Origin of the sequence: Rhizobium sp. AC27/96 (genome assembly GCF_001692325.1) — a bacterium.
Taxonomy (GTDB): domain Bacteria; phylum Pseudomonadota; class Alphaproteobacteria; order Rhizobiales; family Rhizobiaceae; genus Rhizobium.
Window position 1 is genome coordinate 252369 of sequence record NZ_LXKN01000032.1, and the last position, 11909, is coordinate 264277.

10 protein-coding genes are annotated in these 11909 nt (G+C 60.1%); 8 read left to right on the top strand and 2 right to left on the bottom strand.

All coding sequences use genetic code 11. From position 1 onward, the window contains the following. Positions 1-73: 73 nt before the first annotated feature. Positions 74-1423, top strand: coding sequence for a cytochrome c (locus A6U86_RS22835; RefSeq protein ID WP_068396060.1), 1350 nt, complete (start codon positions 74-76; stop codon positions 1421-1423). 137 nt (positions 1424-1560) lie between these two features. Here the strand turns inward: A6U86_RS22835 and A6U86_RS22840 are convergent, their stop codons facing one another. Together A6U86_RS22840 and A6U86_RS22845 are read right to left on the bottom strand one after the other, a co-directional pair. Continuing rightward, a complete protein-coding gene (locus A6U86_RS22840) occupies positions 1561-3051 on the bottom strand; it encodes an ATP-binding protein (RefSeq protein ID WP_068395515.1) in 1491 nt (496 codons plus the stop codon). Beyond that, the gene (locus tag A6U86_RS22845; protein ID WP_068395517.1) at positions 3048-3773 is read right to left on the bottom strand and encodes a response regulator; all 726 of its coding nucleotides are present in this window, start codon (positions 3771-3773) and stop codon (positions 3048-3050) included. Before A6U86_RS22845 ends, A6U86_RS22840 begins: the two co-directional genes overlap by 4 nt. 486 nt (positions 3774-4259) lie before the next feature. On the opposite strand from A6U86_RS22845, the gene A6U86_RS22850 reads away from it, so the two are divergent. The 7 genes from A6U86_RS22850 (at position 4260) to A6U86_RS22885 (ending at position 11868) form a co-directional block, all read left to right on the top strand. Beyond that, positions 4260-4508 carry a hypothetical protein gene (locus tag A6U86_RS22850; protein ID WP_141683786.1) on the top strand — a complete coding sequence of 83 codons (249 nt, stop codon included), beginning with the start codon at positions 4260-4262 and terminating at the stop codon, positions 4506-4508. A gap of 70 nt (positions 4509-4578) precedes the next feature. Beyond that, entirely contained in the window at positions 4579-5157 is a 579-nt protein-coding gene (locus A6U86_RS22855) for a flavodoxin (RefSeq protein ID WP_068395522.1), read from the top strand. 709 nt (positions 5158-5866) lie between these two features. Then, positions 5867-7381 (top strand): ABC transporter substrate-binding protein, encoded by a 1515-nt coding sequence (locus A6U86_RS22865; protein ID WP_343287078.1) that lies wholly within the window; start codon positions 5867-5869, stop codon positions 7379-7381. A gap of 20 nt (positions 7382-7401) precedes the next feature. Next, positions 7402-8343: an ABC transporter permease gene (locus A6U86_RS22870; RefSeq protein WP_068396063.1), complete on the top strand. Its 942-nt coding sequence runs from the start codon at positions 7402-7404 to the stop codon at positions 8341-8343. After that, the gene (locus A6U86_RS22875; protein WP_068395528.1) at positions 8340-9200 is read left to right on the top strand and encodes an ABC transporter permease; all 861 of its coding nucleotides are present in this window, start codon (positions 8340-8342) and stop codon (positions 9198-9200) included. The genes A6U86_RS22870 and A6U86_RS22875 overlap by 4 nt, the downstream gene beginning before the upstream one ends. Before the next feature lie 2 nt (positions 9201-9202). Further along, positions 9203-11014 (top strand): ABC transporter ATP-binding protein, encoded by a 1812-nt coding sequence (locus A6U86_RS22880; protein ID WP_068395531.1) that lies wholly within the window; start codon positions 9203-9205, stop codon positions 11012-11014. 206 nt (positions 11015-11220) lie between these two features. Beyond that, entirely contained in the window at positions 11221-11868 is a 648-nt protein-coding gene (locus tag A6U86_RS22885) for a hypothetical protein (protein ID WP_068395533.1), read from the top strand. Positions 11869-11909: the final 41 nt, after the last annotated feature.

Here is an 11909-nt window from a genome sequence, read left to right on the forward strand (position 1 = left end):
CCGAGAGCCGGCGTGCTTGGCTCCCTTTATGGCCGAATACGAAATCCCGAAGCAAAGACATGAGGGCACACCCTTGAGGAAATTTCTTCTGGTCCTTCTCTTGATCGTCGTACTTGTCGCTGGCGGCCTCACCTGGTTCGTCACCCGCAAGCCGGCATCTCCCTTCGACAACGTCGCCGCAGCGCAAGCGCCATCGGAGCAGTTGCTTCAACAGGGCGAATATGTCGCTCGCCTGGGTGACTGCGTTGCCTGCCACAGCACGCCGAAAAGCGCTCCCTTTTCCGGAGGCCTGGAGATGGGGACGCCGCTCGGCTCCATCTTCACCACGAATATAACACCGGACAAGGAAACCGGCATCGGCGACTATACGCTCGCCGATTTCGACCGTGCCGTTCGCCACGGCGTGGCGCGCGATGGACAGCGCCTCTATCCCGCGATGCCCTATCCCTCCTACGTGAAGATGAGCGACGAAGATGTTCGCGCGCTCTATGCCTATTTCATGAACCGGGTCGAGCCGGTGCATCAGGCGAACAAGTCTTCAGATATCAAATGGCCGCTCAACATGCGCTGGCCGCTCGCACTCTGGAACGCCGTTTTCACCGAGCCTGGAACCTATCAGCCCAAGACCGCCGGCAATGATAGCTGGAATCGCGGCGCCTATCTGGTCCAGGGACCGGGACATTGCGGCAGCTGTCATACGCCCCGAGCGATCACCATGGCGGAAAAGGCGCTTGATGAGAGCAGCCCGCTCTATCTCTCCGGCGCTCTTCTAGACGGCTGGTACGCACCGAGCCTGCGCGCCGATCCCAATACCGGCCTCGGACGGTGGAGCGAAGAGGATATCTACGCTTTCCTCAAGAACGGCAGGAACGAGCATGGCGTTGTCTTCGGCTCCATGGCCGATGCCTTCAACAACTCGACGCAGTTCATGAGCGACGACGACTTGAGGGCGATCAGCCACTATCTGAAGTCATTGCCCGGCGACCCCGCCCGCGACGGGACACCCTGGCAATATGTCGAGGCCACCGCAAACAGCCCGTCCGTGCCTGCCGGTCAACAGAACCCCGGCGCGCAGACATTCCTCGCCAAATGCAGCTTCTGTCATGGCATCGACGGTCGCGGGAAAGCGCCATGGATTCCGCCGCTTGCCGGTTCGACCTCGTCGCTTGCGAAGGAAAATGCGTCACAGATCAACGTGACCCTGAACGGCTCCGGCCGCGTCGTGGCGAGCGGCATTCCGGACGCCTACCGCATGCCTCCGTTCAGGCAGCAGCTTTCCGATCAGCAGGTCGCCGACGTCCTGACATTCGTGCGGTCGTCCTGGGGCAATCACGGCGGGCCGGTCGTGGCCGATGATGTGAAAGCCTTGCGAGCACACACCGACCCGGCAAGCAGCAGCCCCATCGTGCTGCAGATGCGATAGGCGATATTGGGCCGGAAGGATCGTGTGGACTTTCGGCTCCAAGCATTTCCAGGAAACTGCGCAGCGGTTTTCCGTCCGGAATGCGTAGCAACAAAGAGATAGAGCGCTTTCGCGATTCGAGGGAAAGCGAAAGCGCGTTAGCTTTCCTGTTCCGCCAGCTTAGGCGATCGTCTTCTTCTTCGGCTCGTCCGCAAGGATGCGCGCACATGGCCTTCCTGCGGCAGCGATATGATGGCCTTGAGGCCTGGATTGTTCGGCTGAAGGAGAATATCGCCGCCATGCTGGCGCGCAACGGCCCGGGCAATCGAAAGCCCAAGGCCGACGCCACCCGTATCCCGGTTCCTCGATGTTTCGAGCCGAAAGAACGGCACGAAGACCTTTTCCTTCATTTCCTCGGGAATGCCGGGGCCGTTGTCTTCGACGATGATGTCGATGGTAGCGCTCGAATGGCAGATATAAACCTTGGCATGGCCGCCATAGCGCACGGCATTTTCCGCAAGATTGCGAACGGCGCGACGTAGCCCGTCGGGTCGGCAGCGATAGGTCGTCTTCGGCCCTTCGATATATTCCACGGGCAGGCCAAGGTCGGCAAGGTCGTCACAGATACTGCCGACAAGTGCCTCCAGCTCTATCGCGCGTGTCTCCTCGGTGGTGGATTCGCCGCGCGCAAAGGAGATGGCAGCCTCCGTCATGCCTTGAAGCTCGTCGATGGTCGAGAGCATCTTCTGCTGCACATCGGCATCCTTCACGAATTCGGCCCGCAATCTCAGCGAGGTGAGTGGCGTCCTCAGATCGTGGCCGATCGCGGCCAGCATTCTCGTGCGATCATCGACGAAGCGATGAAGACGCTGCTGCATCTTGTTGAATGCCTCGGCGGTGCGCCTGATGTCGTCAGGCCCCTCTTCAGGCAGTGGCGGCAGGTTTTCGCCCCGCCCCAAGGCTTCCGCGGAGACCGCGAGACGCCGCAATGGACGTGCGATGCGACTGGCAATGAAGACACCGATAAGCGACAGGATCAGCGCGGTGATAGCCAGGGACGTCAGCGACTTCGAATCCCACCATCCGTCCCCGACCTTCTTGTAGAAAGCCGTGTTCAGCCATACGCCGTCGTTGAGCTTGATAGCCAGGCCGTATCCGTTGTGGTCGTCGAAGTGAAGGAACTTGGCAGATTGCGGCAGGCTCCATAGAACAGGCGGCGGCGCAGCCCAGCCCTCGGCCGCATTTGCCTCCGTTATCTCCCCCGACGCCAAATTCGCGACATCGGAATTCGAGCGTATGCCGTACTTGCCGCCAAGATTGATGAAATTCTCTATCGGACGCGTAAGCTCGTTTGCCGCACGCACGCGCCATCTATTCGCATCGTCAGGCTCCTGCGGGGAAAGCCAGAACCGGGAATAGCTGGTTTCGCTGGCGAGAAGAGCCTGCTCGCGCAACGGCTTGGGTATGGATTCCATCAGCCGTGTCATCGAGGCACACCTGCTGAAGAACTCCCCCTTCATGGCCGCATGCAACGCCTTGGTGCGCTCGTCCCAGGAAATCACGAATGTCAGAGCCTGCGACACCACGAGGGCAAACAGGGTAAATCCGATCAGCTGCGCCGCAAGGCTCCTCCTCCACCAATAGATCATTCGAACCCCACATCCACCGACAGGCTGTAGCCGCCGCCCCAATGCGTCTTGATGACCGAGGGATTCTTCGGATCGGGCTCGATTTTCTTGCGCAGCCGGCTCACTTGATTGTCGATGCTTCTGTCGAAAATGTCAGCCGTCCTCCCGACGGTCAGATCGAGAAGCTGCTCGCGGCTGAGGACCATGCCGGGACGTTCGAGGAAGACCTTCAGAAGCCGGAATTCGGCCGTGCTCAGCGGAATGCCGACGCCATCGTCTCCGGAAAGCTCCTGCCGGCCCATATTGATGCGCCAATGACCGACGCGCACGACCTTCGCCTTCTTCAGCGTTTCCCGCTGCTGCTGCGGCAGGCTGTTTGCCCGGCGCAGGACGGCCCTGATCCTCGCCAGAAGCTCGCGCGGATTGAACGGCTTCACCAGATAATCATCTGCGCCGAGCTCGAGGCCGATGATGCGGTCGGTATCCTCTGTCATGGCAGTCAGAAAGATGATCGGAATCTCCGTCGTCGCACGCAGATGACGACAGACGGATAGCCCATCCTCGCCGGGCATCATGATATCCAGAACAACAAGGTCAACGCCGTTGCGCTCTAGGATCCGCCGCAGGGCGGCGCCGCTGTCTGCCACGCTTGTCCTGTAACCGTGCTGCTCAAGATATTGGCCGACAAGGTCTCTTATGTCCGCATGGTCATCGACGACTGCGATATGTGCTGCTTTTTGCATGGGCCATTTCCAGGGTATTGATTCACCTTACAGAAGCCCAATCCGGCTCGCATCGAAAAAAGTGTATCAAAGTTTCACAACGACCGAGCAGTTGTAACCGGTGGATACCGAGCTCCGTCGGACCACCAGATTGCGCCTCAGTTGTCGTAAAAATATGCCGCGCACCACCAAATACATATCATGCTGTCGCAGCTTTGTCGCAGCCGGCAAACCTTCGCATGATGCGGCGTGGCAGGGGCGATCCACCGATATGAGGATGACGGAAGTCTGAGCGGTCCCTTGCGGAGCAGGGTGCCCCATCTCCACGAAAGTCTGGCGTTGCCATCACAGGCCCGGCTGCATGCTGATGGCACATACACCCGCCGCGCGGCGACACGCGCTTACATCTTCGGCACAAAGCTGAGACATGCTCCGCCTATCCTGCTTTTCGAGATTCACTCGCTTGGTCGATAATGTCGAACCCAACTGGAGGATATGGAATTGGCTATGGAGCTATCGCAAATCGCAACGTTACGTCGGGTGCTGGAAGCCTTCTGCTATCACCATGAGCTGACATTTTCCGACCCACCGGCGATCTCCGCCGCACGGGAGCTGATGCGATTTGCGGATGAAGGCGAAAACGACCCGGTTATCCTGGCACGGCGTCTCGACGAGGTCATGCGCGCTTCGCATCACCGCCGGCCACCGGCTCAAAGGCCAATGCCATTCAGCAGCGCCTCGGCGCCAAGGCAATAGATTGCGCGTGACGGATACGGATCAAACGCACTTGTATCGTCGAAGCCAATTGAGAAAAGAGAGCAAGCCAATGCAACTTTCTCGCCGCACCATGCTCACCTCGATGGTGGCAGTCGCCACTGCCCCGAAATGGAGCTTTGCCGCCGAGGCGCCAAGGACATTGGTCGTGTATTACTCCTATATGGGCCACACGAAATCCGTTGCCGAAAAGATCCGGACGCTGGTCGGCGGCGAGCTTTTCGAGATTCCGATGGCACATCCTTACCCTCTCGACCTGCAGCGCATGGCGGCGCAGTCGAAATACGAACTCGAAACCGGCGAGCTTCCGCCACTGTCAGGTGATCTCCCCAACGTATCGGACTATGATCTGATCCTGGTCGGGGGGCCGGTCTGGTGGAACACCGTCGCCCCACCGGTGATGAGCTTTCTTGAGAAAACCGACTTCATGGGACGCAAGGTCGGCCTCTTCGGCACATATGCACTCGCTCCCGCCCGCTACGAGAGAAGTTTCGCGGCGCAAACGCGCAATGCGGTCATCCTGTCGAGCCTGATGATCAGCGAATTCGACGTCGAGGAGCGCCGTGCCGACAGCGCCATATCCTCCTGGGCCTTCCAGGGCATGCCGAAAGAAGGTCCGCAGGCTCTGTAAGTCCTGGACCCTTGGCATTTGGCATGGCATCCGCGATCTCACCCCGTGGCCCCATGCGCCCTGCCGATCAAATCTGCTCTCCCGCCGGTGAATCGCTATCCGCGAGACGCCGGTCGCTACGATGACGGCGAGAAGCAGCTTGCCTCTGTCGTATCCCAGCCATCCGATTTTTCCCACCACTTTGCCGAAAGCCTGCAGATTCGAAATGGTTTTCAGACACGTACCGCGTGGCTGATTCCGAATCTGCGCGACATGTGGATCTCGCGCGGAGTGATGCTCCGCGGCGACGTCATCGTGCGGCAGATCTGCAGCCCAGCCCGCTATTTAAGGGCAATCAGATCCATGAAAATCCGTGTGTAAAACTGGTGATTTACGAAAATAATTTACATGGAAATGAGCGTATGAACGAAAACCCGTTGACAAGGCCGGTTGTCATGTCGTTATTAAGAAAAAAAATTACATTACTAAATATCAAACGGGTGAACACGCAGTAGCAGGCCTTCCGAAAGTCAACCGGGGCTGAATGCTGCCCATATTCGATCACCATGAGCCGACGGAACATCGCGGCGACATGCGAGCAGCGGCCAACGCCTTAGCGAACCGCCATGCCTTGAACCTGACATCCGACCGGATGAAAGCCGGCTGGATGCATGCTGATTGACAAGAGCGACGGCCCTGAAGGGGCGGCTGACAATAAAAGGGGATGATGATGAAAAGCGCATTGGTTCTGATCACATTGGCGATGCTTGCCGGTACCAGCAATCTGGCGATCGCCCAGACCTCGGATGGCGTTCTGACCGTCGCTACCATCGGCGAATTGCCCACCCTCGATGCCATGCAGACCCCGACCGATATCGTGCTCACGGTCGACCAGCATATTTTCGAGACGCTCTATACCTATGACGCCCAATGGAAGTCCGTTCCGCTACTTGCAGCCGCTCAGCCGACGATTTCCGAAGACGGCCTCACCTACCGCATTCCGCTGCGCGAAGGCGTGAAATTCCATGACGGCAGCGATTTCGGCTCCGAGGATGTCGTGGCCTCGCTGAAGCGCTGGATGAACGTCAACTCCAAGGGCAAGCAAGTTGCCACCATCGTCGACAGCCTGACTGCCGATGGCGATCACGCCGTGGTCTTCAAGCTGAAGTCGCGTTATGCGCCGCTGCTCGCCACCCTTTCGCAGTCCTCGATCATCATGCCCGCCGCCAAGGTTGCGGATACCCTTACCGATTTCATCGGCACCGGCCCCTACATGCTCAAGGAACGCAAGCCGGACCAATATACGCAGCTCGTGCGCTTCGATGGCTACAAGTCGCCCGAGGGTGAGCCGAACAACTATGCCGGCAAGCGCGAAGCTGTCGCCAAGGAAATCCGCTTCGTGCCGGTGCCGGACGCCAATACCCGCGTCGAAGGCCTGATTTCCGGGCAGTTCGATTTTGCCGACTCGCTGCCCGTCAGCGCCTATGACCGCATCGAAAAGAGCGGCAATGCCAAGCCCGTCATCTTCGAAAATACTGGCTGGGTGTCGCTCAACATGAACATGAAGCAGGGCCTGCTGACCAAGAAGCCGCTGCGCCAGGCCGTGCAGGCGGCGCTCAACTCTTCCGACATGATGCTCGCCGCCTTCAACGACCAGCGCTTCTTCAGCGTCGATGGCGCCTTCTTCCCGAAGGGGTCCTTCTGGCACACCGATGCCGGCATCGTCCGTTACGGCGATGGCGATCCCGACACGGCGGCAAAGCTGCTGAAGGATGCCGGATATGACGGCACGCCGATCCGGCTCCTGACCAGCCGCCAGTATGAATTCCACTACAAGATCGGCGAGGTCGCCAAGGCCTATCTGGAGGCTGCCGGCTTCAAGGTCGACATGCAGGTCGTCGATTGGGCAACGCTGACGACCCGCCGCGCCGACCCGAAGGAATGGGATATCTTCATCACCCACTCCAACTTCCCCGGCGACCCGACGACGATCAACACGATCACGGACAGCTATCCCGGCTGGTACGTCTCCGACCAGAAGGCCAAAGCTGTCTCGACCTACATGGACGCGACGAGCGACGACGCGAAGCAGAAGGCGTGGGCAGGTATCCAGACCGTCATTTACGATGACGCACCTCTCTACAAGGTCGGCAACTTCAACGCCCTTTCGGGTATTTCCGCATCGGTCACCGGCTATACGCCGACCTATTGGCCGCATTTCTGGAATGTCACCCCGAAGAAATAAGGCTAAGGCACATGGCAAAGATCGCCCAGGCGCTTTTGCGACGTCTTGGAGGCATGGTGATCGTGCTCGCGCTTGTCGTGACGGTCGTCTTCATCATCGTCCGGGTCACCCCGGGCGATCCGGCTGCCGTCATGCTGGGCGCTGACGCCACGCCGCAGGACATCGCACAATTGCGAGCCAAGATGGGGCTCGATGCACCGCTGCTCATTCAATACGGCCAGTTCGTGCTGGGCCTGTTCAAGGGCGACCTTGGGCAATCGATCTTTCTCAACCAGCCGGTCACGCAGGCGCTGGCGGCTCGCGCCGAGCCGACCTTCTTCCTGACGCTGTTTTCCATTCTGATCGCCACGGCGATCGCGCTTCCCGTCGGGATCATTTCGGCGGTGAAGCGGGGAACGATCTTCGATCAGATCGTCGTCGTCCTCACCATGGTCGCGGCGAGCGTTCCGAGCTTCTGGCTCGGCCTGATGCTGATCCAGATCCTGGCCGTTGGCCAGGGCTGGTTTCCGGCTTCAGGCTATGGCGGCCCGGATACCGACTTCCTCGAGCGTCTGCATCATCTCGTCCTGCCGGCGATCACGCTAGGCGTCGTCAATTCGGCGATGATCACCCGCTTTACCCGCGCCGCCATGCTCGACGTGCTCGGCGACGACTACGTCCGCACAGCCCGCGCCAAGGGCGCGAGCGAAGGCCGAGTCATCCTGAAGCATGCGTTGAAGAACGCGATGATCCCGATCATCACCGTCATCGGCCTCTCCGTCGCCATGCTTGTCGCTGGTGCTGTCGTCACCGAGACTGTCTTCGGTCTGCCCGGCGTCGGCAATCTTGTCGTCTCCGCCGTCCTACGGCGCGACTATCCGGTGATCCAGGGCGCGCTTCTGGTGGTCGCGGCCATCTATGTGCTCATCAATTTCATTGTCGACATGCTCTACATTCTCGTCGATCCGAGGGTGCGCCTATGACGCTCGGTTCCTTCACCCTTCCCTTCGCTTCGAGCCTGCGCCGCCTCTTCGGCAACCGCGCCATGTTGTTCGGTGCAATCATTCTGCTCATCGTCATCGTAGCCGCCATCCTGGCGCCCTGGATCGCCCCTTACGCGCCGAACAAGCTTTCGATCATCAACAAGCTGAAGGCCCCGTCGGCAGCCCATATCTTCGGCACCGACGAATTTGGGCGTGATATCTTCTCCCGCGCGATCTTCGCGGGCCGTATCTCGCTGCTGGTCAGCCTCGGTGTCGTCTGCATCTCCACCCTGCTCGGCGTATTCCTCGGCGTCATCGCCGGATATTTCCGCAGGCTGGACGCGCCGATCTCGCGGCTGCTCGACGCAATGATGTCCTTTCCCGACATTCTCCTTGCCATCGCGCTCGTCGCAGCACTGGGGCCATCGCTGGTAACCGTGATCCTGGCGCTCGGCATCACCTATGCGCCGCGACTTGCCCGCATCGTCCGCGGCTCGACACTGGTTCTGCGGGAACTGCCCTATATCGAAGCCGCCATCTCGATGGGCCTGCCGACCTGGCAGATCCTCGGCCGCCATGTCCTGCTCAATCTCGCATCACCCATTCTGGTGCAGGCAACCTTCGTCTTCGCCTCGGCGATGCTTGCGGAAGCGAGCCTTTCCTTCCTCGGCGTCGGCGTCTCCTCCGACATGCCGACCTGGGGAACCATGCTCGCTTCCGGCCGTGAATTCATGAACAACGCACCCTGGCTCATGGTCTTCCCCGGCCTTGCCATCGTCTTCTCGGTGCTATCGTTGCAATTGCTGGGTGACGGCCTGCGCGATCTTGTCGATCCGCGCCTGGCAAAGGAGAGCTGATCATGGCTGACACGATCCAACCGGTTCTCTCGATCGAAAATCTGACGACCTCGTTCAAGACGGCCGAAGGCTGGCGCGCGGTCATCCGCAACATCAATCTGCAGGTCTCAGCCGGAGAAACCGTCGCCATCGTCGGTGAGTCGGGCTCGGGCAAGAGCGTGACGGCGCTGTCGACCATGCGCCTGCTGCCTCCGGGCAAGGCGCGCTGCGAGGGCAAGATCCTGCTTTCGGGCAGGGATCTCCTCACCGTTTCGGAAGCGGAAATGCGTTCGGTTCGCGGCGGTTCCATCGGCATGATCTTCCAGGAGCCGATGACTTCGCTCAATCCGGTCTTCACGATAGGCAACCAGATCGCCGAGGCGCTGGTGCTGCACCAGAACCTCTCCTGGAAGGCGGCGGAGGCCGAGGCCCTGAGGCTGATGGAGCGCGTGCGCATTCCTGCGGCAAAGTCGCGGCTCAACGAATATCCGCATAAATTCTCCGGCGGCATGCGCCAGCGCGTCATGATCGCCATGGCGCTCGCCTGCCGCCCAAAACTCCTGATCGCTGACGAGCCGACTACGGCGCTCGACGTCACCATCCAGGCCGAAATCCTCCACCTCATCCGCGAGCTGCAGCGCGAAGAGAATATGGCCGTCCTATTCATCACCCATGACATGGGCGTGGTGGCGGAAGTGGCCGACCGCACAGTCGTCATGTTCCGCGGCGACATGGTCGAGACCGGTATCACGACGGATATTTTTGCGGCACCGAAGGAAATCTACACGAAGTCGCTTCTGGCCTCTATCCCGCGCCTCGGCACCATGGGCGAGACTGAAGCTCCCCGGCGCTTTCCGGAGGTCGACGCCAAGACCGGCGAGGCCACGGAAGGCCGCGAGATGAAGCCGGTGGCGCAGAGCATCGCGCCAATCCTCAAAGTCGACAATCTCGCTGTCCGCTTCGATCTGCCGAACGGCCGCGTTCACGCCGTCGAAGACGTCTCCTTCGATCTTCGCCCGGGCGAAACGCTCTCGCTCGTCGGCGAATCCGGCTGCGGCAAGTCCACGACCGGGCGCACGATCATGCGCCTCATCGAGGCGACGGCCGGCTCCGTTGCCATCGACGGCAAGGACGTGACCAAGGCGGGAGCCAAAGAACTGCGGACCATGCGCCGCATGGCGCAGATCATTTTCCAGGATCCTTTCGCCTCACTCAATCCCCGCATGACGGTCGGCGCCGCCATCATCGAGCCCATGCTGTCGCACAAGCTCATGGGCCGGCGAGAAGCGAGGGATCGTGTCGCCGAACTGCTCGATCAGGTCGGCCTGTCGGCCGCCGTTGCCAGCCGCTATCCGCATGAATTTTCCGGCGGCCAACGGCAGCGCATCTCCATCGCCCGGGCGCTGGCCCTCAATCCGAGATTCATCATCGCCGACGAGGCTGTTTCCGCCCTCGACGTTTCCGTCAAGGCGCAGGTCTCGAACCTGCTGCTCGACCTGCAGGACAAACACGGTCTGGCCTATCTCTTCATCTCGCATGACATGGCTGTCGTCGAACGCATGAGCCATCGCGTCGCCGTGATGTATCTGGGCGAGATCGTCGAGATCGGCCCGCGCGCCGCCATTTTCGACAATCCGCAGCATCCCTATACCCGCCGACTGATTTCGGCCGTGCCGATCCCCGATCCCACGCGGCGCGGTATGCAGCCGCAAGCCCAGCGCGAAGAAATCAAAAGCGCGATCCGGCCCCACGACTATGTGCCGCCGAAACGCAGCTATCAGGAAGTATCATCAGGCCATTTCGTGCAGGATACGGCTGCCACCTGGGCAGGCTGAGCCTCTACATAAGAGCCCTCCAGACATACACCGGCATCTCACCGCCGATCCATCCTCCCGATACAACGCAGGGTCTGCAATCTAGCTTCGTGCAAGCCAGGGAAGATATGGCTTGCAACGGGGTGACGCATGCGTCCTCTCGGGATTTGGGGGCCTACGTCAAACGAGCACCGCCGTGCCGTTGGCGCAGATCAGGAGATATCGGCATGGTGAACAACATCAATTCGCTGCGGCTTTACAACACGCAGCTCGCTTTGCGGACGTTGCGCGTTGGGAACGCCGTTGACGACGACACATCGCAAGCAACGAGATCGACGAGCCTGCTCGCAGGCGGCTCTTCCAGTTCGGTCCATTCCAACAGCAAGCTCAATACTCTTCTAGAGGGACTGCAGAGGCACAATGGCACGACGAAGACCACGACGCCGCAGACCGCTCCGAAGGCGACCAACGACGTCACATCAAGCGATTTCATGAAGGCCCTCACCGCGAAGCTGAAGGCCTCTGTCAACGATCCCGTCAACGGCAAACAGGCACAGGCGATGCTGACTGCCCTCAAGAACGGTACCCTGTCCGTGTCCGATCCGACCAAGGGCGTCGAGATCGATGCCTGGAATCCGGATGACAAGACCAGCAAGGCCGCCAAGCCGGAAAAGATCGCAACCGATAACTGGAACGAGTTTCTGAAGGACCATCTGAAGCGAAGCGACAAGGGAAGCTTTACACGGACGGGCGACGGAAGCTACGTCGACAAGCCGACCGGGCAAAATGCCTTCTTCGGCAATCTCAACGGCAAATATTATTACGTAACCTGGCCAGCCGAGGTCACTATCAGCGTAAAGCCAGTATCAGCATGAGGTGAACCGGATGGTCCCCGGCCAGGCGGCGGGGACCATGC